This is a genomic window from Mycolicibacterium aubagnense, from assembly GCF_010730955.1.
Taxonomy (GTDB): domain Bacteria; phylum Actinomycetota; class Actinomycetes; order Mycobacteriales; family Mycobacteriaceae; genus Mycobacterium; species Mycobacterium aubagnense.
On record NZ_AP022577.1, the window covers coordinates 589,961 to 613,818 of the forward strand.

At 65.7% G+C, this 23,858-nt stretch carries 21 protein-coding genes; 14 read left to right on the top strand and 7 right to left on the bottom strand.

The window, feature by feature from the left end:
* Positions 1–313: 313 nt before the first annotated feature.
* Positions 314–1,324, top strand: a complete 1,011-nt coding sequence (locus G6N59_RS03000) for an AraC family transcriptional regulator (RefSeq protein WP_197907908.1) — start codon at positions 314–316, stop codon at positions 1,322–1,324.
* Between the two features lie 18 nt (positions 1,325–1,342).
* On the opposite strand, the gene G6N59_RS03005 is transcribed toward G6N59_RS03000, so the two are convergent.
* Both G6N59_RS03005 and G6N59_RS03010 read right to left on the bottom strand, forming a co-directional pair.
* A complete protein-coding gene (locus G6N59_RS03005; protein WP_138229314.1) occupies positions 1,343–2,302 on the bottom strand; it encodes a prenyltransferase/squalene oxidase repeat-containing protein in 960 nt (319 codons plus the stop codon).
* Positions 2,303–2,336: 34 nt separating this feature from the next.
* On the bottom strand, positions 2,337–2,765 hold the full coding sequence (locus G6N59_RS03010) for a cellulose-binding domain-containing protein (protein ID WP_138229315.1): 429 nt from the start codon (positions 2,763–2,765) through the stop codon (positions 2,337–2,339).
* A 294-nt stretch (positions 2,766–3,059) separates the two neighbouring features.
* Between G6N59_RS03010 and G6N59_RS03015 the strand changes: the two genes are divergently transcribed.
* On the top strand, positions 3,060–3,548 hold the full coding sequence (locus G6N59_RS03015; RefSeq protein ID WP_138229394.1) for an Hsp20/alpha crystallin family protein: 489 nt from the start codon (positions 3,060–3,062) through the stop codon (positions 3,546–3,548).
* A 759-nt stretch (positions 3,549–4,307) separates the two neighbouring features.
* Entirely contained in the window at positions 4,308–5,438 is a 1,131-nt protein-coding gene (locus G6N59_RS03020; RefSeq protein WP_138229316.1) for an MFS transporter, read from the top strand.
* A 198-nt stretch (positions 5,439–5,636) separates the two neighbouring features.
* Here the strand turns inward: G6N59_RS03020 and G6N59_RS03025 are convergent, their stop codons facing one another.
* Complete coding sequence (locus tag G6N59_RS03025; RefSeq protein ID WP_138229317.1) at positions 5,637–7,403, bottom strand: GNAT family N-acetyltransferase; 1,767 nt, start codon at positions 7,401–7,403, stop codon at positions 5,637–5,639.
* Between the two features lie 89 nt (positions 7,404–7,492).
* Between G6N59_RS03025 and G6N59_RS03030 the strand changes: the two genes are divergently transcribed.
* From G6N59_RS03030 to G6N59_RS03050, 5 genes are all read left to right on the top strand, one after another.
* Positions 7,493–8,272 carry an alpha/beta fold hydrolase gene (locus G6N59_RS03030; RefSeq protein ID WP_138229318.1) on the top strand — a complete coding sequence of 260 codons (780 nt, stop codon included), beginning with the start codon at positions 7,493–7,495 and terminating at the stop codon, positions 8,270–8,272.
* A gap of 95 nt (positions 8,273–8,367) precedes the next feature.
* Entirely contained in the window at positions 8,368–10,545 is a 2,178-nt protein-coding gene (locus G6N59_RS03035; RefSeq protein ID WP_138229319.1) for a glutamine synthetase III family protein, read from the top strand.
* A gap of 193 nt (positions 10,546–10,738) precedes the next feature.
* Positions 10,739–11,074: a YciI family protein gene (locus G6N59_RS03040; protein ID WP_234884116.1), complete on the top strand. Its 336-nt coding sequence runs from the start codon at positions 10,739–10,741 to the stop codon at positions 11,072–11,074.
* Positions 11,075–11,091: 17 nt separating this feature from the next.
* Positions 11,092–12,309: an RNA polymerase sigma factor gene (locus G6N59_RS03045; RefSeq protein WP_179970268.1), complete on the top strand. Its 1,218-nt coding sequence runs from the start codon at positions 11,092–11,094 to the stop codon at positions 12,307–12,309.
* Positions 12,310–12,511: 202 nt separating this feature from the next.
* Positions 12,512–12,766, top strand: a complete 255-nt coding sequence (locus tag G6N59_RS03050; RefSeq protein ID WP_138229322.1) for a hypothetical protein — start codon at positions 12,512–12,514, stop codon at positions 12,764–12,766.
* 18 nt (positions 12,767–12,784) lie between these two features.
* On the opposite strand, the gene G6N59_RS03055 is transcribed toward G6N59_RS03050, so the two are convergent.
* From G6N59_RS03055 to G6N59_RS03070, 4 genes are all read right to left on the bottom strand, one after another.
* Complete coding sequence (locus G6N59_RS03055) at positions 12,785–13,249, bottom strand: Rieske (2Fe-2S) protein (protein WP_138229323.1); 465 nt, start codon at positions 13,247–13,249, stop codon at positions 12,785–12,787.
* Positions 13,250–13,331: 82 nt separating this feature from the next.
* Complete coding sequence (locus tag G6N59_RS03060; protein WP_138229324.1) at positions 13,332–13,565, bottom strand: hypothetical protein; 234 nt, start codon at positions 13,563–13,565, stop codon at positions 13,332–13,334.
* A 193-nt stretch (positions 13,566–13,758) separates the two neighbouring features.
* Positions 13,759–15,168: a WS/DGAT/MGAT family O-acyltransferase gene (locus tag G6N59_RS03065; protein WP_138229325.1), complete on the bottom strand. Its 1,410-nt coding sequence runs from the start codon at positions 15,166–15,168 to the stop codon at positions 13,759–13,761.
* A gap of 69 nt (positions 15,169–15,237) precedes the next feature.
* Complete coding sequence (locus tag G6N59_RS03070; protein WP_234884117.1) at positions 15,238–15,843, bottom strand: cadmium resistance transporter; 606 nt, start codon at positions 15,841–15,843, stop codon at positions 15,238–15,240.
* 122 nt (positions 15,844–15,965) lie between these two features.
* Between G6N59_RS03070 and G6N59_RS03075 the strand changes: the two genes are divergently transcribed.
* The 6 genes from G6N59_RS03075 to G6N59_RS03100 all read left to right on the top strand — a co-directional run bounded on the left by G6N59_RS03075 (position 15,966) and on the right by G6N59_RS03100 (position 23,856).
* The gene (locus G6N59_RS03075; RefSeq protein ID WP_138229327.1) at positions 15,966–16,439 is read left to right on the top strand and encodes a GtrA family protein; all 474 of its coding nucleotides are present in this window, start codon (positions 15,966–15,968) and stop codon (positions 16,437–16,439) included.
* Positions 16,440–16,756: 317 nt separating this feature from the next.
* A complete protein-coding gene (locus G6N59_RS03080; RefSeq protein WP_138229328.1) occupies positions 16,757–17,926 on the top strand; it encodes a PE-PPE domain-containing protein in 1,170 nt (389 codons plus the stop codon).
* A 101-nt stretch (positions 17,927–18,027) separates the two neighbouring features.
* Positions 18,028–19,203 carry a hypothetical protein gene (locus G6N59_RS03085; protein WP_138229329.1) on the top strand — a complete coding sequence of 392 codons (1,176 nt, stop codon included), beginning with the start codon at positions 18,028–18,030 and terminating at the stop codon, positions 19,201–19,203.
* Positions 19,204–19,221: 18 nt separating this feature from the next.
* Positions 19,222–19,701, top strand: coding sequence for an OsmC family protein (locus G6N59_RS03090; RefSeq protein ID WP_138229330.1), 480 nt, complete (start codon positions 19,222–19,224; stop codon positions 19,699–19,701).
* A 30-nt stretch (positions 19,702–19,731) separates the two neighbouring features.
* On the top strand, positions 19,732–20,214 hold the full coding sequence (locus G6N59_RS03095) for an Lrp/AsnC family transcriptional regulator (protein ID WP_138229331.1): 483 nt from the start codon (positions 19,732–19,734) through the stop codon (positions 20,212–20,214).
* Positions 20,215–20,376: 162 nt separating this feature from the next.
* Entirely contained in the window at positions 20,377–23,856 is a 3,480-nt protein-coding gene (locus tag G6N59_RS03100) for an indolepyruvate ferredoxin oxidoreductase family protein (protein WP_138229332.1), read from the top strand.
* Positions 23,857–23,858: the final 2 nt, after the last annotated feature.

Sequence of the window (23,858 nt, forward strand, 5' to 3'; positions counted from 1 at the left end):
TCGGCCAGTTCTGAGTCAGGTGCGCACGGTGTGCGGCGCTGTCGGTGATGGCAACCATGGGCCCTCCTCGCGTCGACTGATCGTTGACAATCACGCTACGAATGAAAAGCTGCAGCTGGGAGACCCTAAGTGGCCGAATACTTACTCGAAGTGGCAATGCGTAAGGCGGAGGTAAGCTACCGCCGTGGCCGTCGTCGATCTCCGTAGCCGGCGCGAGATTCAGCCGCCTCCTGTTCCGCTGAAACCGGCACGGGCACAACCAATTCGGCGAACCAAATCGATCCCTGTGTCGCGACTTACTAGATTTGGCAATGTGGTTGACTGGGACATTCCCCGCACGGCGGCAAGTGTCGGCGTGCTCCTCGGGCTGGCCGGCGAACGTGGCGTGAGCCCGGAGACCTGCCTTGCCGGCTCCCGCTTGACCGTTCGCGGTCTGCAGAGTCCGAGCGCTGAGGTCACGGCCCGCCAGGAATTGGCCGTTGTCACGAATCTGCTTGAAGCGCTTGATTATCCCGACGACCTCGGCGTCGAGGCGGGACTTCGCTACCGTCTGGCCACCTACGGAATCTTCGGGTTCGCGTTGATCAGCAGCCCAACCTTGCGCAGCGCCATCGATGTCGGAGTGCGGTATCTCGATCTGACCTTCGCGTCGTCCACCCTCGGAACTCGAGTGGTCGGCGACGAGTTCCACTTCGTCCTGGAGGCTGCGGGCATGCCGGACCGTGTCCGCCGCTTCGACATCGACCGGCTGGCCACCGCCATCGCCGTGATCAAGCGTGAACTGTCGACGGAGCTGCCGCCCTTCGGCGTCCGGTTCACCCATCCCCACCCGGCCAGCCTCGACCGGTACGTCGCTGCGTTCGACACCGAGCCGGAGTTCGGTGCATCCGAAAACCTGCTGATCCTGCCCGTGGAGCTGCTCGACCTGCCGTTGCCACAAGCCAACGCGTACAACTCCGCGGCCACACAGGAACAGTGCCGCAATCTGCTGGAGGAGCGGCGCAGCCGAACCGGGCTGTCAGGTCAGGTTCGTGACCTGCTGCTGGCGTCCCCGGCGCAGCCGCCGAATGCGCACGAGATCGCCCATACGCTCATGATGAGCCCGCGTACGTTGCGTCACCGCCTCGGCGCCGAGGGCACGTCCTATCGCGAACTACTCGACGAAATCCGGCAGCGATTGTCGGAGGAAATGCTGATCGGAGGCCGGTTGACGGTCGCCGAGACGGCGAACCGGCTGGGATACGTCGAGTTGTCGAGTTTTTCGCAGGCGTTCCGCCGCTGGCACGGGATGAGCCCGCGTGCCTTCCGCGCTTCTCGCAGCTGAGACGCGTCTCGGCTCCAGTCAGCTCGCAGCCTCCCACCAGTTGAGCACCCGCGTTCCGTACAGGGTGAGCCACTTCGACGGTTGCCCGGCCGGCACGTCGACTTCAAACCAGACTCGCCCGGGCTGGCGGCCCGTTTGCAGCCACGTGCCGTCGGACTGCCTCGCGGCGCGAATGATGCCGATGGCCTCGGCCATCCGAGGGTCGGGAGCGGCGCCATCGTGGGTGGCTGCCAGGCGGAAGTAGTCGCACGCGCCCAGGGCACTGTACCTCCAGCGAATGGGATAACTGAAGTCGTTGATCCATTGTCCCACTGGCTGACTCGTCGTCAGCCGGTTGATCAGCCGGCGCTGCAGCAGGTACTCCTCGCCGCGGCGACGCGCTGTGCGGATGTCGGCGTTGCCGCCGGCGACCGTCTCGAAGGCAAGCAGCCCTTTCAAGGAATTCAGCGTGGAATGAAACGATGACCGGCACGACCCCTCGACCCAGTCGCAGTTCCACCCACCGTCAGGCAGCTGATGCTCGAGAAACCAGTCTGCGATGCCGCTGACGTCCGCGCCCAGCCACACTCCGTTGGCCAACGTCCACGCGTTGATGCAGCAATCCACCTCCCCCGCCCAGTAGGGCAGGTCGTCGTACTCCCAGCGGCAATGCCCATCAAGCAACTCCGCGGTCCGGCGTGCCCGCAAGACCGATGCGTCAAGGCCCCACTCGCGCAACGTATTCAGCGTCCACGTGGTGGCCGTCCACGGCTGACCATCTTCGGCCCTCTCGGGGTCCTCGAAGTCGTAGTCGGCGGGAAAGAAGGCCCCACCGGCCCACCGCCCATCGGCTTCTTGCAGTGCGAGCAGGCGTGCGCCATAGCCCTCGGTCCCGATCCGCGCCCGCGTCGCTTCCCATACCTCGGGTGGGGCGTCGAGCAGGTCTCGCTCGACCTGCCAGCGCAGCGTCGGGTCGGAGTCCAACAACCAGTCCGTCATCAACGCCGCACCCATCATCACACCGTCGTCATCGCTATGAGCAGTACACCTGGCCGTTGAGCACGCAATTCGACGGTGGCGTGTACGTCCCGCTGAGCACGCCGCGGATGCCACCATTGGCGGATCCACCGGGTGGAATGACGCGGTTCCAGCTCGCGGGGGTGATCACGTAGTGAGTGCCATATTGGGTGAAGGTGCTATTCCATGTATGCGAGATGGATTGCCCCATCGGCATGTCGAATTCGAGCTTCCAGTCCGCCATCGGGACAGTGCTGTAATTGGTGATGACGTAGCGCGCGATGAAACCGTCCTGCCACGTGTGCTGCACCACCAGTCGCGCCCCAGCCGCGGCCGCATGGGCTACCGGAGTGCCGGCAAGTCCGACGACGACGACCGCCAGCGCGGACACCACGACGTGAAGCGCAGTGCGCCAGCGCTTCACGTGGGAGTGCAGTCCAGTCATCGCAACCAAGACTAAGGCCCGCCGGTCAACGTTCTGTCTGGCGCCGCAGGTGGGCTGCCGTACCTTTGCGCAATTGCAACCGTCGCGACATCTTGCGATATGCCACGTGGATCACCACCGCGGCCCGTGTCGCGCGTGGCGATATCTTGCCTGACGGGCGGCCAAAATTTCCCGAGTCATCTACTTGCACTCGCCAGCGTTGAGTGCTAAAACAAATCTATGCCAGCCGACACAGATAATCGAGCTGGAAGCGCACAGATGGCTGACGAGAAAGGACACATGGAGGTGGCCACGATGCTGTTGCGTACCGATCCGTTCCGAGACCTTGACCGCTTCACCCAAGAGATCCTCGGCACCGCTGCGCGGCCCGCGGGAATGCCCATGGATGCCTGGCGTGACGGTGATGAGTTTTACGTCGAGTTCGATCTACCCGGCGTCAGTGCCGATTCGCTCGACCTCGACATCGAGAACAATGTGGTGACGGTGCGTGCCGAACGCGCCCCGGTGGATTCGTCGCGGGAAATGCTGGCCGCCGAGCGACCGCGAGGCGTCTTCTCCCGACAACTGGTGCTCGGCAATAACCTCGACACCGGCCGGATCACCGCGGACTACCACGACGGGGTGCTTCGACTCGTGATCCCGGTGGCGGAGAAGGCCAAGCCCCGCAAGATCGCGGTGGGCAGAACCGCCGAATCCAAGGCGATCGACGAAAGTCGAGTGATCACCGAAGACGGCAGCCCCGTCACCAACAAGGCTGACGCCAAGGAGCCGGTGCACGCCTGACCCGGCCCGGAATGCCGGGCTGCGCAGAGTCGCAGCCCGGCACCGGTACCGGCACGTTCTTGAATGGTCGGCGTAATGCCGACAGCGCAAGGAGGTGAAAAGTGATGCAGTACAGCACGATTGCGGCGCCGGCGGCGCCTGACACCATCGCGCCAGATGAGTTGGCCCAGTCGCTGGGTGTGGATGACCCCACGATGGTGATAGCGCTGATCGCCGAAGTCGACGCCATCTTCTGCGCCGCCGAAGCACCCCGCTGTCAGCAGCCGACGCCACCAGCGATCGGGTGTGCGCTTCAAAGGCCCCGGTGCGCTGGTCGGTCTTGGATACCCCGCTCGCGGCGACCGCACTGCGGCCCGGCGCGAAGAACGACTCCGGTGCAGCGCAGCCCTCCGGGCACCGGATCCACCACAGCGCCATGACCACTGTCACAGCCCAATGAGCTGATGGCGCGAGAACCGTGAGGCCTGGGCCGACCGCCACCAGGGGCCACACCCTGGGCGTCGTTGTGCAGCAAGACTGCATGCAGACGCGCCAATGCCCAATCCAGGCAGTATTTCCCGGGTGGCCGGCCCGGCCTTCACGCCATGCGGTTTCGTCGTCCCCGCCTCTGGATACCCCAACCAACCGCTCGCGCCGGGCAGCTGACCGACTGCGATGGCGGAAATCCGCCAGCGGCCGGCGCCCGTCGATCGATAGCGTCGACGCGTGACCACAATTGCACGACAGAATCCGGTAATCGACAGAGGCACAGTCTTTTTCATGTCGCTAGCGGCCGCCTTGGGCACTGCGACGATCTACCCCCTTCAGCCGGCGATCGCCGATCTCGCCCGGTCTATGGAGACCAGCCCCGCCGCCGTCGGCACCGCGCTGGCCTGCGGTCCGATCGGCTACATGCTGGGTCTGGCCCTGCTGGTTCCACTGGTTGACAGGTTCTCTCCGCGGCGCGTGCTGGCACTGGAATTCTTGGCGCTCGGCGGTGCGCTGGCACTGACCGCCGCGGCCGGCACAGCCTGGCTGATCGGCGTCGGATTACTGCTGACGGGAGCCTTCTCGTCTGTCGGGGCGGGCTTGAGCTCCGTGGTCGGACGCTTCGCGCCCGCACATCGCCGCTCGACCGTTCTGGGTATCGTCACTGCCGGCATCTCCGCGGGCATCCTCGCCGGCCGCATCCTCGGCGGCTGGCTGACCGACGTGATCGGTTGGCACGCAATGCTTCTCGCTGTTGCTGCGGCGGCCGTCGGAACCGCCGGCTCCTGCCTGTTGCTGCTGCCGACCGCGACGGGAAAGGTCGAGCACGGCTACCTTGCCGGAGTGGCGTCGACGCCCGGACTTGTCCTGCGACACCCCGTGCTACGTCGCGGTGCGGTACGCGGTGCTCTGTGGTTCTTCGCCTTCTGCGCGGTCTGGTCGGGTATCGCTGTCGCACTGTCGCAAGAGCCATTCTTATTGCCGGCCAACGAGATCGGGCTTTATGCCTTGGCCGGCATCGCCGGGATCTTCGCGACGCGCATTGCTGGTGGTTGCACAGACCGCTTCGGTTTCCGGCCGGTCGTGCTACTGGGCCTTGCGGTTGCCGGCATGGCCTGCCCCGTGCTCGCGATGGGATTGGACAGTCCTGCGGCGACAATGCTCGCTCTCGCGATGTTCGATGCCGGCTTGTTCGCGGCGCAAGTCGCGAATCAGACGACGATCCTCGCCATCGACGCATCTGCGCCCGCGCGATTCAACAGCGCGTACATGCTGGTCTACTTCGTCGGCGGCAGCTTCGGGACAGCGTTCGGTGCGGCGGCCACAGACGCATGCGGCTGGCCCGCCACCGTCGGTGTTTGCGCCGCAGCACTTCTCGTCGCTGCGCTCCTCACGACCGCTCGAACGCGCCGCACGCCGTGAGCGCCGCGTCGACGGTGGCGTCGATCAGTACGCCGTCGATGGACCCGATCGGCGGTAGCGCTGCGCGTAGCAGCAACGGACCGGTCAGCAGGTCGGAGATGACGTCCGGGTGCGCCGGCGGGATCGATCACGAGACGTGGTGCGCGTCGAAACGTCCTTCCTGCAACGGCATTCAGGGATTCCCGAACGTCTACCAACTCAGATGGTGCGTTTCAGGCCGACGTGAGCGGCGTGGTACCCGAGTCGGTCATAGAACGCACGAGCCTGTTCGCGCGCTTCGTCCGTGGTCACTTGCGCCAACCGAGCCCCGTGTGCCCGGCCGTACTCGTGTGCCCACTGAACCAGAGCCGTACCCAAACCCTGTCCCCGCTCGGCAGCGGTTACCCGCAGTCCTTCTATTTGCAGTCGGGTCGACCCACCACGGGAGAGCCCGGGAATCACGGTCAACTGCACGGTCGCGACGATCACATCAGAACCGTTACGAACAACGCCGAGATAGTTGGAGTGGTCACGGACAAGGACGTCATACGCCGCCTCGTAGTCTTCGAGGTCCGCGGTTTCACGATCCTGACCGAATTGGTCGTCGGATAGCAGCGCGACGATCGACGCGACATCGTCACGGGCCGCCCGTTCGACCCGGAATGTGCGGTCCCCCACGCACAGCAGTCCCCGAACGGACGTTCGTGCTTGCGCCTGCAGCCGAGTCACCAAGAGGTCGAGCCACGCCCCGACATTCGTTCGCGCCTCACGGGTGTCGGGATAGCGACACCGCAGATGCAGGCCGGACTCGTCCAGGATGAACCAGAGCATCACACCGTCGGTCTGGATAGCGGCGCTCACGTACTGAGCGTCCAGCCCGACGTCATCGATGCGGACCGGAAGCCGCCGCAGGTCCAGCCAGGAGATCGCGAACATGCCGGGCGACATCGGCATGCCGCCCCACGGAGACAGCACGTCCGCCAACGGCCAGGACCCGAGTTGTACTGCTTCCTTCACTGCGTTGGCCGCGGCATGTGGTTCGGCGACAGTCGACTCCAGCACCGAATTGGTGATGAACCAACCGACCGAGTCGTGCCAGTTGCTATCGAAGCGACTGTGCACCGGGAAAACGGCGCGAAGCGGCGCGGCCGCCAGCTCCCGGGTCACCGAGGTCATCGCAGCCACGGCCAGCGCCAGTGTCGATACACCGTCATTGCGGGCTTGCACGGCGAACGCGGCACCAGCATCGACATCGAACACATCGCGCACTTCGACGCGTTCTGGACCCAGCTCGGGCTCGCCCAACGGCAGCGGAAATCGCGGCATCACCCCGCCGCTGTCGGCGATGATGCGTGCCCAGGTCTCCCGAACGTGGTCTGGCGCCGCGGGACGATCGAGCAGCGCCTGGGTGTGTTCGACAAACGCGGGTGCCGGCGGCAGCGATGCAGCACTTCCGATGCGCGCATCGGTGAGTAGCGCCAGCAGATCCCGCGCAATCACGAGCATCGACCACATGTCGACATGGCTGTGGTCGGCGGCGATCACCACGGTCAGTCCGGCCGCGGTTTCCAACAGACACAACCTATGTGAGGGCCGCTGATACGGCGAGCAGGCGGCATCCAGAACGGCCTGCAGGGCATCGTTGACCGCCTGGCCGGCAGATATCTCGTGCTCGACCCAGCCGCCGGGTCGGACATCGATCTCATGCAGTTGCGGATCACCGTTCGGACCCGCCGAGAATGCGGTCCGCAGCGTGCCATGGCGGGCCACCACCGCCAGCCACGCGTCGGCCAGGGAGTCCCGGCTCACCCGCGCCGGCAAGCGAATGGACAATGCCATCCACGATCCGGGCCGGGCCCCTGCCGCCACGTGAATCCGCTGGTCAAACGACACCGGAAGGCGTCGACCCAGTGCGGACACCGTGACGTCGTAGCCCCAGAGACGGCCGAACGGTAGCCGCAAGTGCGAGACGTTCGTGAGCCGCATGGCGGTACCCTAGCGCCCCAGATAGCCTGAATGCTCGGTCGGCAGGTCGACTCCACGGCGAGTCGATCGGTTACGGAAAGAGTTGCCTGATGCCCACTTTCGCAGTTCCCGGAGCCGAGCTTGCGGTTGAACTGAGCGACGAAGGTGGTCACCCCGTCGTCCAACTACACGGACTCACCTCGAGCCGAGCGCGCGATCGGGTGCTCAATCTGGACCTCGGCAGGGGGCTCAGCGGGACGCGGCTGCTGCGCTACGACGCCCGTGGCCACGGCAAATCGACGGGACGCAAAGTCCCGGAGGACTACCGATGGGAACGGCTCGCCGATGACCTGTTGCACCTGCTCGACCGGTGGTTTCCCGGTGAACCAGTACACGGAGTCGGCCCGTCGATGGGGACCGGAACGCTGTTGCACGCGGCGTCCCGCGAACCAGAACGCTTCACAGGACTGACCTTGATGGTGCCGGCCACCGCGTGGGAAACGCGGCGCGCGCAGGCCGCAAACTACGAGGTCGCGGCCACGCTCATCGAGACAGAGGGGGTCGGGGCATTCATTGCCGCCACCCGTGGCGCGACGCGGCCGCCGGCCACCGTGGGTGCACCCGAAACAGTGCCCGACGTCGCCGATGCCCTACTGCCGTCACTGTTTCGCGGTGCCGCGCTGAGTGACTTGCCGGCTCCGGAAGCCATCGCGCGAATCGACGTGCCGACCACCATCCTGGCCTGGATCGACGATCCGGCCCACCCGATCTCGACCGCGGAGTCCCTTGCCACCCTGATGCCGAAGTCCACCCTGACGCTGGCTTACACTCCGGCCGATGTCGAGACCTGGCCCAAGATTCTGATGCAGGATGTCGGCCGCCGGGGCTGACTTCCACTGAACTCCGCCTTTGACATCGACGTAACACTGCTGCCATGAGGCGTCCCTAGTGTGAAGCGGTCATTCACGTAGGGAGAGGAAATCCATTGAGCGGAAATGCCACCCGCTTGCGAGCGATCGCCGGCGTCCAGGCCTATATGCCCCCGGCATATACCTTCGACCCTGCTGAGGCGCCCGGCGAAATCTTTGGCACGAACGTATTCACCAAGGCCGAGATGCAGGCGCGCCTGCCCAAGGCGATCTACAAATCGGTGGTGGCCACCATCGAGAAGGGCGCCAAGCTCGATCCGACAGTCGCCGATGCCGTCGCGGCCGCGATGAAGGACTGGGCACTGGAGAAGGGCGCGACGCACTACGCGCACGTGTTCTATCCGATGACCGGCCTGACCGCCGAAAAGCACGACAGCTTCCTCGAACCGGTCTCCGACGGACAGGCCCTGGCCGAGTTCGCCGGCAAGACGCTGGTGCAGGGCGAGCCCGACGCATCGAGCTTTCCGTCCGGCGGCCTGCGGTCTACGTTCGAGGCTCGCGGGTACACCGGCTGGGACGTAACCAGCCCGGCCTACATTCTGGAGAACCCGAACGGCAACACGTTGTGCATCCCCACGGTGTTCGTGTCGATGACCGGCGAGGCGCTCGACTACAAGACGCCGCTGCTGCGCAGCCAACAGGCCATGGGCATCCACGCAGAGCGCATCTTGACGCTGTTCGGCCACAAAGACCTGGAGAAGGTCGTCTCGTTCTGTGGTCCCGAGCAGGAGTACTTCCTGATCGACCGGCACTTCTTCCTCGCCCGGCCCGACCTGATCAACTCCGGCCGGACCCTGTTCGGAGCCAAACCGCCCAAGGGTCAGGAGTTCGACGACCACTATTTCGGCGCCATCCCCGACCGAGTGCTGGGATTCATGATGGACACCGAGCGGGAGCTGTTCAAGCTCGGCATCCCCGCCAAGACCCGTCACAACGAGGTCGCCCCCGGACAGTTCGAGATCGCGCCCATGTTCGAGCGCGCCAACATCGCGTCCGATCATCAACAGTTGCTGATGACGGTCTTCAAGACCATCGCCAAGAAGCACGGTATGGAATGCCTATTCCATGAGAAACCGTTCGCCGGCGTGAACGGCTCAGGGAAGCACGTCAACTTCTCGATGGGTAACTCGCAGCTCGGTAGCTTGCTGGTGCCCGGTGATACCCCGCACGAGAACGCCCAGTTCCTGGTGTTCTGCGCGGCCGTTATTCGCGCGGTACACAAATTCGCTGGGCTGCTGCGGGTTTCGGTCGCGTCGGCGACCAATGATCACCGCTTGGGTGCCAATGAGGCGCCGCCCGCGATCATCTCGATCTTCCTGGGCGATCAGCTCGCCGACGTTTTCGAGCAGATCGCCAAGGGTGCTGCGACATCGTCAAAGGGCAAGGGCAGCATGATTATTGGTGTCGACACCCTGCCGGTGCTGCCGACCGACCCCGGTGACCGTAACCGCACCAGCCCGTTCGCGTTCACCGGCAACAGATTTGAGTTCAGGGCGCCGGGCTCGGGTCAGACGGTGGCGGTACCGATGATCGTGCTCAACACCATCATGGCCGACTCGCTGGACTACTGTGCGACCGTGTTGGAGAAGGCCGTCGCCGACGGTGAGGAGTTCGACTCCGCGGTGCAGAAGCTCCTGACGGACATCGTCACCGAGCACGGTGCGGTGGTCTTCAACGGGGACGGTTATTCGGAGAACTGGCAAGCCGAGGCGGCTGCCCGTGGGCTGCCGAACCTGAAGACCACGCTGGATGCCATCCCGGAACTGATCAAGCCCGAGGCGGTGGCGATCTTCGAGAAGTACGGCGTCTTCAACGAGCGGGAGCTGCACAGTCGCTACGAGGTACGTCTGGAGCAGTATGCGCTGACAATCCACGTCGAGGCCAAGCTGGCGCTCGAGATCGGTTCGACCACCATTCTGCCGGCCGCTCTGCGCTACCAAACCGAGCTCGCGCAGAACGTCGCAGCATTGACAGCGGCTGGTATGACACCGAGTTTGACGCTGCTGCAGTCGATCTCGGAGCCGATCAGTGTGCTCAGTGACGCATTGGCAACGCTGAAGACGGCGCTGACAGATCATTCGGCCGCGTCCGCCTATGCCGAGGCCAAGCACGCCCAAGTTGCGTTGTTGCCGGCCATGGAGGCAGTCCGTGCCGCGGCCGACACGCTGGAAAGCGCGGTGGCCGACGACCTGTGGCCGCTACCGACCTATCAGGAGATGCTCTACGTCCTCTGACCGACGTGACTCCCATCCAGAGGGATGGGAGTCACGCTTCTCGATGGGCCAGGCCGGCCCGCCATCCCCGCGAACGACAAGAAGAGAATCCGGTGTCTGTCGATAACCGGGGTCGTCGTTCGTGTAGAAGGTGATGGTGGCAACCGGCCACCCCCTTGATCGAGGAGTGACGGGTATGTATTACCTACTTGCCATGCATCAGCCAGTGGGCGATCCCCCGGCACCGGAGGTGCTGGGGCCGATCATGGATGCTCTGGACGCGGTCGAGCACGACATGAAAGCCGCGGACGTGTGGGTGTTCTCCGGAGGATTGCATGGTCCCGACGCATCCACCGTGGTGCGGGTCAGCGACGGCACGGTGTTGACGACGGACGGCCCGTACGTCGAGGGCAAAGAGCATCTTGGTGGGTTCACCATCATCGATGCGCCCGACTTGGACTCTGCGCTGGACTGGGCTCGTCGGCAGGCCGAAGCCGTGCGGCTCCTGCCCATCGAGGTACGTCCGTTCCGGGGCGATCTGAGGGGCTGAGGGCGACCGTGCCGCAGATGTCGCCCGCGGAGATCGCCGGTGTGTTCCGGCGAGAGTACGGGCGAGCGGTGGCGGTCCTGATCCGTCGATTCGGCGATATCGACCTCGCCGAGGAGGCGGTCCAGGACGCCTTCACCAAGGCGGTGGACCGCTGGCCACAGGCCGGCCCACCGCCGAGCCCCGCCGGATGGATCATCACCACCGCCGCACACACGATCGTCGACCGGTTCCGCCGAGAATCGGTTCGAGGCGAGCGGCACGCGCAGGCGGCACTGCTCTATCCGGTGGCCGATGACGAGCTGCTCGAAGAGGGCCCTGTGCGCGACGACCACCTACGCCTGATCTTCATCTGCGCACACCCCGCCCTGTCCCTCGAGGCCCGGGTCGCACTCACGCTGCGATTACTCGGCGGCCTGTCCACCAAGGAGATCGCCCGCGCCTTCCTGATCTCGGAAACGACTGTCGCGCAACGACTTGTCCGCGCCAAACGCAAGATCCGCGACGCGCACATCCCGTACCGGGTCCCGCACGACAGTGACCTGCCGGAGCGTGTGCACGGGGTGCTCGCCGTGGCGTACCTGATCTTCAACGAGGGGCACACTGCCAGCTCAGGAGAGGATCTCGTGCGGGCCGATCTCACCGGCGAGGCCGTTCGGCTCGGCCGACTGCTGGCAGAGCTGATGCCCGACGAGCCCGAGGTGCTGGGGCTGCTCGCCCTGATGCTGCTGACCGACGCGCGACGCGCGGCTCGCACAGACTCAGCGGGGAATCTCGTCCTGCTGGCCGACCAGGACCGGAGCCGGTGGGACCGCGGCCTGGTCGCCGAGGGGCAGACGCTGGTCCGCCGGTGCCTGCGACGAAATCGGCCGGGGCCCTATCAGATCCAGGCCGCGATCAACGCCGTGCACAGTGACGCGCCGACTGCCTCCGCTACGGACTGGTGCCAAATCCTCGCGCTGTACGACCAGCTGATGGCGATCGCCCCGACTCCCGTCGTCGCGCTCAATCGCGCCGTGGCGCTCGCCGAGGTAGCGGGCCCGCAGGCGGCGCTGGATCTGGTGGAAGCGCTCGACCTCAAGGACTATCACGTCTACCACGTGGTTCGTGCCTCGCTTCTGTCCCGCCTCGGTCGAACAGCCGAAGCAGCCGAGGCCTACGACCGGGCCACCGCTTTGGCCACCAACCCGGTCGAGCGGGCGCACCTGCGCCGCACTCGCGACGCGTTGGACGCTTGACCAGTCACAGCCTTCCGACGACGAAGTCGCGGCTTGGTCGGCCATCCCGTTGGACCCGTACGTGATGTGCGCGAACGACGGCCCACCGATGGTGGCCGCGGTACCCATCAGCCGCGGGAATCTGCCAAGAATCCGCCAAGGACCGCACTTCAGTATTGCTGCCAACGGTCAAAGCAGGCCGATCCAGCGAGAGGGAGACATCATGTTCAGCAATCACAACATCACGAAGGTCGCGGGTACGGCGCTGCTATCGGGCAGTCTGACGCTCGTCGGCTTCGGCCTCGCGGCGGGCACGGCCCAGGCATTCAACCCGCAGCCGGACCCTCCGGGCAAGCCGATCACCGTCTCCGTCACGCCCCAGATCAGTTCGCCGGGCACGATTCGTGGCTTCAACCCGACCCCGGAACCGCCCAAGGCGGTTACCGGTGGCATCCGCGGGTGCGACGGTTCCGTCTAGGCGCCGCAGCAGCAGAGCTCAGGTGACGGTCACCGTGTCGCCGGCGACCGTCACCGTCTTCGGAGCCAGGGGCTTCTCCGCGGGGCCCTTGACCACGGAGCCGTCCACAGCACTGTATTCGCTTCCGTGGCAAGGACAGTCGATGGTGCCGTCGGCGACCTTCGACACCGTGCACTGCCGGTGGGTGCAGACCGCGCTGAACGCCTTGAACTCACCCGCCGTCGGCTGAGTGACGACGATCTTCGCCTCCTTGAGGATCGCACCCCCACCCACGGGCACATCGGCGGTTTTCACCGATGTCGATGCGGCGGTGGCAGTCGTGTCACTGCTGGTGGGCTGACCGGCGGGCGACCCAGAGTCCTTGCCACCGCAGGCGGCAAGGACCACGCCCGCGCCGATGGCGCCGACGCCGATGAGAACGCCGCGGCGACTCGCCGCAGTCGGACGGTGGTCCGGTTCGCCGCCGTGCTCACTGCCTGCCATCTACCCAGCCTCTCTCTGCCCCTACGCCATGCTGGCAGACGTAGGGCCGTGAGAAGCGAGATCCGGGCAATCTGCGGCGGGCTTACCGCCGGCCGCCGCCGCCCCCGGCGTTGTACCCGGGCGAAGCGACGTCTCCTTCGGTCAGTTCGAACGGCGGTGTGAACAAGCTGGGATCGTCGAGAGACGATTCCGGTGCGTTGAAGGGTCCCTGCGCGGCCGGGGCGGCGGCGCCCTCCCCTGCGGGCACGCAGGTGCCCTCGGACGCTACGAGGCCGTCCGAACACGTCAGGCCGTCGTCGGCGTGCGCGATCGGCATGCCGACCAACCCGACCACGGCAGACGCAACCCCAAACGTTGCCGCCGCCACTGACAAGCGAGCGAAAGCTGACGTTGTTGCGCTCATTGCACACCTACTCTCCGGTGCTAACTGGTCCGGTGAAGGTAGCACCAATGGTCTCGTTGCGACGGGTCGTTTCAACACTTGGGTCAATTACCGTTACCCACTGTTTTCACGCCAAACCATAGGCGCTTTCCAGCGCGGCCAACGCCTCACCGGTCTTGATCGCGAGCCTCTGCATGTGAGGCATCGAGTCACGGCAGCCAGTGAAGCCGAAATTCAAAGTGCCCGAGTAGCTCTGACAGGTGATGTTGAGCCCGACACCGTGCACCGGAATCGACACCGGATAGGTGGACACCAGTTGGTTGCCCCGGAAGTACAGCGGGTAGTCCGGGCCGGGCACGTTCGACAGGATGACGTTGTACGACGCGGGCGCCACCTTCGGTGCCCCCACCGTGGCGGCACCGGTCTGCACGAGGAACGGCGCCATCAGCGCGGCGGTGTAAGCCAATATCGCGTTGCTGGTCATGCCCGACAACTGATCCTTGGCGGCCCGGGTCGACGCGCTGATCGCGTCGATCCGCTCGCGCGCGTCGACGATGTCGGTACCCAGGGTGGCAAGAATCGCGCCGACGGCATTGCCGCCGCCGGGATGGTCTTTCGGCCGAATGTTGACCGGCAGCATGGCGATCAGAGATTTCTCGGGTAGGGCATCGAGTCCCAAGAGATAGTCACGCAGCCCGCCGCCGCAGATGGCGAGCGCGACGTCGTTGAGAGTTCCGCCGGCGGCCTCGGCGACGGCGCGCAGCCGGGTGATGCCGTACTGCTGCGTCGCGAACCGGCGGCTGCGACCGATCCGGCCGTTGAAGATGGTGTGCGGCGCCTGGCCGGGCCCGACAAGCGGATTGCTCTTGCTGACGGCGGTAATTGCCAGCTTGGCGAAGGCAGCGGGCAGGTCGATGACCGTCGACAACTCGGAGGTGATGGACCGCAGCAAACCGCCGACGTCGGGGATGAGGCTGCTGTCCTTCTCGTCCTTCTTCCGCTCCCGCGTGGGCACCGGATTCCTGAAGAACAACGGTGTTTCGGTGTCGGACGGATCGGTCGACATGGACCGGATGAGCGTCTTCATCGCCGTGTAGCCGTCGACGAGTGAGTGGTGCATCTTCACGTACAACGCGACGTTGCCATCATCGAGGCCTTCGATGATGTGCAGTTCCCACGGCGGACGCGTCAGGTCCAATTGCCGAGCGTGCAAGCGGGAGATCAGGATTCCCAATTCACGCTGGTCGCCCGGACGTGGCAAGGCAGAACGCCGAACGTGGTACATGACGTCGAACTTCGTGTCCTCGACCCACCGCTGCAAGGGGTTCAGCAGAAACCACGGAGTCTGCAGCTTCATGTTCCACGGTGGCTCGATCTCGTTGGACCCATAGATCTCGTCCCGCAGTTGATCCAGGATGTCCCCCGCATCGCCCGACGTGGGCCGAAACTGCATCAGACCCGCGACATGCATCATCGTCTCGGGAGATTCTGCCGCCAGGAACATCGAGTCGAGCGGAGACAGTCGTTTGCTCGTCACCCGGGTGAACTTACCGAGCCGGTGCCGGCCCGACGGCAAAACGCGTGAACGGCGCTCCCGCGCCACGGCTCACCCGGCGAACACGCCGCCGTCGACCAGGATCGCGGTGCCGATGGCAATCAGCACGACGGGAAGGATGATGTGGCCCCAGCGGGAGAACGCATTCGCGACGACCGGGTGAGAAGCGAGGTAGTGGCCGGCCGCACACCACACGCCGACCCCGATCAGAAACACCGTGACATACACCGCGAGCGTGCCGGGCGTGGCGACCGCGAACATCGGTACGTAGACACCCATGTTGTCACCACCGTTCGCGAACGTGACGCCCGCGACCTGCCACACACCGGGCGCGGACGGCGGTGATACGCCCTCGGTTCCCGTCGGTCCGGCGTCCCGGCCGCGCCAGCCAACCCATGCGGCTCTGAGCCCCAACAGGATTGGGAGCAGTCCGAGATAAGGCAGCGCAGTCTTCGGCAGCAGGGTGGCACCGAGAAACGCGGCGCCGATCGACACCAGCACGATGGCCGCGAAGCCAAGATACTGGCCCGCAACCACCCGCACCGCCGCGCTTCGATGGCCCCGTATCAGGCCGAAGAAGACCGCAAGCACCACAAGGTCGTCGATGTTGGTGACGGCGAACGTCGCGACGGCCTGGGTGACCGTGGCCAGACTCACGTCGTCGCACTCCTCGGGGCTGCGATCATCGATGAGGACATTACGGGACGCTGTCGGCGTCCGAAGCGCAGAGTTCGTCTCACGGCTACCTGGTCGACGCCGGCACATGACACAGTGCCCGCGTGACCGTCGACGCGGCGAGTGGCCTGCAGCGCGCCGTCGACGGCTTTCACCGCGGCTGCGAACGGGCGGTCGGCCGGCTGCCGTGGGGGCTCAAATCGATTGTCGCCCCGACGTTTCTGGGGTTTGCCCTGATCAACGGCTGCACATTCGCGGTCGATCTACTGCTACTCACCGCATTCCGCGATGGATTGGGCCTGCCGTTGGCGGTGGCGGTCACGATCTCCTACGTCTGCGCGTTCGCGCTGAGCTACGTCCTCAACCGGATTTTCAACTTCAGCTCGCACAGTGCCGTCGGCCCGCAACTCGCCATCTACGTCGTCGTGGTGGCGGTCAACTATCTGGCGTTCATCCTCGGTGTGTCGACCGGGTTATCCGCCCTCGGCGTCGAGTACCACGTCGCCCGGATCACCGCCGGGGGCTGTGAGGCCGTCTTCATGTACACCGCGATGCGCTGGGTGGTGTTCCGGCGCTGACGGGGCGCGCCCCGATTGGGGTGAGCTGCGTCTCACGGCGCGCAAGAATGCTGCCACGGTGTTAATTTCGCCTCGTAAAAATAGTACTGACGTACCAAACGGGGGTAGTCGCGGACAGGCACGCCTAACACACGCGCCGGCGAGAATGTCCCGCCCATGCCGCCATCACCGTCGCCGACAGGTCGGCGAGATTTCTGAGTAAGTCACCACACTGACAGCGTCGCCGGAACGGTGCTGCTCTGCGCATCCACCAGAGTCCTCATCCCTGTGCACAGATTGGATACTGTCCCGTGGCCGGTTTGAACCGCTGCAGCGCAATGATTTTCGTTGTTGGCCTGTGCGCGTCTCTCGGTGTGCACCCGTCGGCGGCGGCATCGAACGAGGTTCGAATCGCGGAGGTCCCGAGCGACAGTCGAAACGTCGGCAACGTCGGCTTCTACCTACAGGGCACCTGCCTGTGTGACGTGACCCCAACAGCCCAGGAGGCCCTCGGGCTGGCGGGCGGATACCTGAAATCCGCCGGCACCCTCAACGGCATCGGGTATCCCGCCGGCTTGCTGTTCGCGGCAGACGCCGTAGTGGGTTCCATCGCGGTGAACGCAACACTCGCCACGGTGCCCAACGACAGCGCGGTCACCTTGGCTGGGGTCAGTCAAGGCGCCATAGTCCTGAACTACGTGAAACTGTCACGGCTACTGCAGGATTCGCACGGACGACCCACGAACGACTTGCGGTTCGTGACCTTCGGCGACCCGCAGAACTCCACTGGCGGCATCACCACCAAGAATCGGGCACTACAACTGTTCGCCCCGAACATTCCAGTGGCGACCCCCTACCCCACTACCGAGATCGTTCGCGAGTACGACGGATTCTCGGACTGGCCTGACAAGCCAACACATCTGGCCGTCTTGAACGCGGTGATGGGTATCGGATACGTGCACCCCGACTACGGGGCGGCGGCCGACCCGACGACACCGGGCACTCTCAAAACGGTCCATACCAACGCCGCCGGGGGCACGACGACGCATTACGTCGTGCCGACGGCCCGGCTGCCGCTCACTCAGCCGCTGCGCGACATGGGGCTGAACACCGGGCTCTTGGACTCCTGGCTCCGACCTCAGATCGACGGCGCCTACGTCAGCCGCCCACGTGTCACGGCCGGCCATACGACTGCCCCGCAACCGGCTGAGCCGGCTCAGGCGAAAGATCCCGTCGGTAAGCCCGTAGCCGCCGACACCACCCCGGGCGCGCGGAAAGCCCCCGATCGTCAGCAGCCGAGCAAGTCGGCACCGGCAAAACCGGCGCGTGACAAGATGACCGACGCGCCACGGCAGGGCGCTGAGCCGTCGACCGCCAAACCAGAGACCAAGGCAAGCGCAGCAAAGGACACCACTGCGGCCACCGGCGCGAAGCCGACGGGCAGCACCGACGACAAGGCGTCCAAGACTTCATCCGACAGCAAAGTTCGTCCAGCACACGAGCGCTGACGAGTCCGCTGACACCGCGAACCCGCCGCCAGGCGAAACCAGGCGCATGCCATAGATTTTTGAGAGTTTCGCTGCGGCGGACAACGAAGGAGGAAATTCCCATGTGGGTCAAAGCCCAGGCATCGGCTCTCGCGGTGGTGTGCTCGGCGGCGGTCGTGGCGACTACGGCGCCGCTTGTGCCGACGTCGCACCCGACACTGCGTCGGGGTGCCGAATACCGGTACGCGCTCACGGCTGCGACCTTTGATGCGGCATTCAATCCGATCCAATACCTCGGCAACCTCGGGGGCGCCGCCCAAGCCGTTGCCTCCGACGTGATCTACTGGCAGACACCGGACTTCCCGCTGCTGATCCTGAGTGCCCAGGTTGATCCCGGCACCAGCGAGTACACCGCGGTGCAGAAGGTCAACTCCACGGCAACCGACCTGCAGAACCTGGTCAGGGCGGTCACCGCATTTCCCGGCGCCTCGTCGTCGACCCAGGTGAAACAGTTGGTCAGCGGCATCGGAGCGGCGGGCTCGGCGGCCGCAGGCGCGACGCACACCATCACCGCCACGCTCGCACCCCACCTCGCACCGCTCACCCCGGTGATCTATGTGGTCAGGGTCCTGAGCGCAGCAGTCGGCGTCTACTACGCCGTCGCCACGCTCTCGACAACGGGAGTGAGCACAGTGCTGAGCGGGCACAACCCGCTGACCGCTGTCGCCAACGTCGTGTCGTCGGTACAGGGGTTGGCGAACGCGATCGCCGGCACCCCGCACCCGTTGGCCGCCCGTTCGACAACTTCCGCAGCCGATTCGACCCCTGCGCCCTCGCAACTCACCGCGAAGACCACCGTGGCCGCCACCGCCGCCCCGACTGGCGAGACGGTCTCCACCGCCGCGCCACGGACCCGTGCCGGTCGAGGCACCACGGGCGCCAAATCCCCAGACGCACATACAGAGTCGCCAATGTCCGTTCACAGCCCTACGGTCAAACAGCCGTCGTCGCCAACCGACGCCCCTGAAAGCACCAAGGAACAGCGGGCTGCCGACAACGACACATCTCCGAAATCGAGCACCACGCCGACCACATCGAAAAAATCCTCAGCGCCGAAGTCGGCAGCTTCCTCTGACTCGCACACCGAACCGTCGGCAGAGGCGCCGAAGCAGCCCGCGGGCGGGGGAAGTGTTTCCACACCGTCCGCCAAGCGAACCGCGAAGAGTAGCAATCACTCCGGCGACGACAGCGGCAGCAGCCACGCCGAATCAGCCCCCAAAGCGAAGGGCGACCACTGATCTCGGAGATACTGAATCATGGCGAAAACACACCGCTACGAAATCGATGTGACGTGGACGGGCAATACGGGCACCGGAACGTCCGGCTACCGCGAGTACGCCCGCGCTCACGACGTCAGCGCCGCCGGCAAGCCCACCATCGCAGGTAGTGCCGATCCGTCGTTCCGCGGCGACCCGCAGTGCTGGAACCCCGAGGAACTGCTCGTGGCCTCCCTGTCGCAGTGTCACATGCTGTGGGTCCTGGCCCTGTGTGCTCAAGAGGGCATCGTCGTGACCGGGTACACCGACCACCCGTCGGGCACCATGGCCCAAACCCCCGACGGTGGTGGATATTTCACCGAGGTGGTGCTGCGGCCCGTCGTGCAGATCGCCGACGGCCGACACCGCGACGCACTCACCGACGTGCATGAGCGCGCCCACCATCTGTGTTTCATTGCCAATTCGGTCAACTTCGACGTCCGGTGCGAACCGCAGGCGACTGTCGCCGAATCGGAGTAAACCCGCGGTGTCCCCGTGGGAAAATGCCGCATGACCATGAAGCTCGACGCCCTGGACGCCGCGCTGCTGTCGGAGCTGGCCGCCGACCCGCGGACGCCGATTCTCGAGCTGGCGTCGCGACTTAAGGTCGCCCGGAACACGGTCCAGGCCCGGATGAAGCGGCTCGAAGAATCCGGGCTGGTGCGCGGCTACCCACCGAACATCAACCTTTCCCAGCTCGGGTTCGCGGTACATGCACTCGTCTTCATCGAGACGGACCAGACCAAGATGAACGCCATCATCACGGCGCTGCAGGACATCCCGCATGTACTGGAGGTCCATGCCACGACCGGGCGCGCGGATCTGCTGGCCCGCATCGCCGCCCAGACGCAGGAAGAACTGCTCAGCGTGATCCAGCGCGTCCACCGCATCGACGGCGTCAAGCACTCCGAGACCATGCTCGCCATGGCGACTCCGGTCGAATACCGATCACTGCCCCTCGTGCAGCACGTGACCCACCACCGAACAAAATGATGCGTGCGTCACAGTGTGCCACGTCACAATTGAGCAGTCTGATCAATATTTTCGCCGACTGTTGACGTAGATCACCCACAGGGGCAGATTTCGCTGCACTGATTGCCATAGTTCGCGCTTCCTGGCTGGCGATCTGAGTGGCGGAGAGTGTGGAGGTTGTCGATGACCAGTGTGATGTCCCGATCCGAACTCGCAGCGGCGGAGCCCGCCGCGCCCTACGACCTCGACGACCGGTACCGCTCCGGCGCCGGACCGGTGCTCCTGACCGGCGTGCAGGCCATCGCCCGGATGATGGTCGAGCAGCACGTCCGTGATCTCCGCGCGGGACACCGAGTCGCCACGTTTGTCTCCGGCTACCAGGGCAGCCCCCTCGGCGGTGTCGACAAGATGCTGCTGGGGATGCCGAGCGTGCTGACCGAACACGACGTCGTCTTCACCCCGGGCTTCAACGAGGAGCTTGCCGCCACTTCGGTGTGGGGCAGCCAGACCGACCTTCCGGCCGGCAAGGCGACCCATGACGGTGTCATCGGCGTCTGGTACGGCAAGGGGCCGGGTGTCGACCGCGCCACCGACGCGCTGCGCCACGCGAACATGTACGGGGTGAATCCCCGCGGCGGCGTGCTGCTGCTCGTCGGAGACGATCCGGCGTCCAAGTCGTCGACCGTACCCGCCGTGAGCGAGCGGTCCCTTGCGGCTCTCGGTATCCCCGTCCTGTTCCCGCGCAACGCGGCAGAGATCATCACGATGGGCATGCAGGGCGTCGCACTGTCGCGGGCCTCGGGCTGCGTCGTGGCGATGAAGATCGTGGCCGACGTTGCCGACGGCGCGTGGACAGTCGACGCGGACGTGGCCGACCTCGCGATTACCACGCCCGAAATCCTCTGGGACGGAAAGCCGTTCACCTATCTCCAGCGTCCGATGGCCGCACCGGCCGACAGCCTGCTGGCCGAGGCCGATCTCTACGGACCGCGCTGGGCCACGGTGCGCGCCTTCGGCGACGTCAATGCTCTCGACGTACTCGAGGTGGACCCGGTGCGCGCAAAGGTCGGCATCGCCGCCACCGGCACCACATTCGATGCCGTCCGCCAGGCCCTGCTCGATCTCGGTGTCGACGACGCGGCGCTGCACCGGGCCGGAATTCGCCTGCTGCACATCGGCATGCCCTACCCGGTGGGCCGGCAGTCGGTCACGGAGTTCGCCCGTGGCCTCGATCAGGTGATCGTCGTCGAGGACAAGACGGCGTTCATCGAAACCCAGATCCGCGAAATCCTTTACGGCACAGCCCAAACCCCGCAAATCCTCGGCAAGCATGACGCCGCGGGAGCGCCGCTGTTCCCGGTCGGCGGTGAATTGACCGCCGCCCGACTGCTGGCGCCGCTGCGCCGCGTGCTGCGCGAACACGTCGAGCTGAAGCGCACGCCGCCGCCCGCCTTGTCACTGGAAGTGTTGTCCGCCAAGCGAACCGCGTACTTCTGCAGCGGCTGCCCGCACAACCGGTCCACCGCGATCCCCGAGGGCTCGATCGGCGGCGGCGGCATCGGCTGCCACACCCTGGTGACCATGTCGGGTCGCAGCGACAGCGCCGTGGTCGGCATCACCCAGATGGGCGGCGAAGGCAGCCAGTGGATCGGGCAGGCTCCGTTCACCGATATCCCGCACCTGTTCCAGAACGTCGGCGACGGCACCTTCTTCCACTCCGGCCAGCTCGCAGTCCAGGCCTGCATCGCCGCCGGGGTCAACATCACCTACAAACTGCTCTACAACGAAGTCGTCGCCATGACCGGCGCGCAGGACGTCGAGGGCGGACTGGTCGTCGCGGGCCTCACCCACAAGCTGACCGCCGAAGGCGTCAAGCAGATCATCATCTGTGCCGATGAACCCAAACGGCACAACAAGAAAGCCCTCGCGAAGGGCACGCTGCTCTGGCACCGCGACCGGCTGGACGAAGCACAGAAGGTGCTGCGCGAGATCCCGGGCGTCACCGTGCTCATCTACGACCAGCACTGTGCCGCCGACGCGCGCCGCCAGCGTAAGCGCGGCACACTGCCCACCCGTAACACCCGCGTCGTGATCAACGAAGCCGTCTGCGAAGGCTGCGGCGATTGCGGCACCAAGTCGAACTGCCTGTCCGTGCAGCCGGTCGACACCGAATTCGGCCGCAAGACCCGCATCGACCAGACGTCCTGCAACACGGACTACACGTGCCTCGACGGCGACTGCCCGTCCTTCGTCACGGTCGAGCTGACCCCGGAGAAGAAGGGCCGCAAGACAACACGACGCAAGAGCGCAGAGCCGCCGCACGTCCCGGATCCGGGATTCGGCGTTCCGACCGGCACCCAGAACGTCCTGCTGGCCGGCATCGGCGGCACCGGCATCGTCACGGTGAACCAGGTCCTGGCCACCGCCGCGCTGCGCGCCGGCTACGAGGTGGAGAGCCTCGACCAGATCGGCCTGAGTCAGAAGGCCGGACCGGTCGTGTCGCACCTGCGGTTCTCGACCGGCGCGCTGGAGCCGTCCAACCGGCTCACGTCGGGCAGCGCCGACTGCATCATCGCGATCGACCTGCTGACCGCGACCGACAACGGAAATCTGGCCTACGGCAGCGCCGAACGCACCATCGCGGTCGCTTCGACGAGCCAGACCCCCACCGGCGACATGGTGTACGACAAATCCGTTGTCTACCCGCAGACCCAGTCCCTGCTGGACCGGCTGACGGCCACCACTCGCACCCTGACCCACTTCGACGCGCTCGCCGCGGCACAAGCCCTGTTCGGCAGCACTGCGGCGGCCAACTTCCTGGTCGTCGGCGCCGCCTTCCAGAACGGCGGACTGCGCCTGCCCGAGGCAAGCATCGAAGAGGCCATCGGCATCAACGGTGTCGCGGTCGCCGCAAACGTGGCGGCCTTCCGCTGGGGCCGCGTTGCGGTCGCCGATCCGGCCGCCTTCGCCGCCGCCGTGGACGCGGCTCGGCCGAAGGCTGTGCCCGCCGTGGCGAGCCCGGAGCTGTTGGCCAGCACCACGTTCGAGGGCGAGGTCCGCCGACTGGTCGAACTGCGGGCCGGTGAGTTGGTGCGCTACCAGAACGCGAAAGTCGCGCGGCGCTACGTCGAAACCGTCCAGGCAATCTGGCAGTCGGAGCGCACCATCACCGGCAACACCGCCTTCAGCGAGGCGGTGGCACGCGGCCTGCACAAGTTCACGGCGTACAAGGATGAGTACGAGGTCGCACGGCTGCTTGTCGACCCGGCGTTCCTTGCCGACGTGCGGGCACAGGTGCCCGGTGGGGAGAACCTCACCTACAAGCTGCATCCGCCCGCGCTGCGTGCCATGGGCCGCTCGAAAAAGATCGGTTTGGGGCCGAAATCGCATGTGGCACTCAAGCTCCTGGCCAAGGCCAAGGTGTTGCGCGGCACCAAGCTGGATCCGTTCGGCTACGCCCACGTCCGGAAAGTGGAGCGGCAGTTGCTGACTCACTACACCGACATGGTGCTCCGCCTCGCGGCCGGCCTGACCGTTGACAACTACGCCACGGCAGTCGAGGCCGCCGGACTGCCCGACATCGTCCGCGGCTACGAGGACGTCAAACTCGGCAACGTCGAACTGTACTGGGCACGCCTGCGCGAGCTCGGCCTCCCGGCCTGACC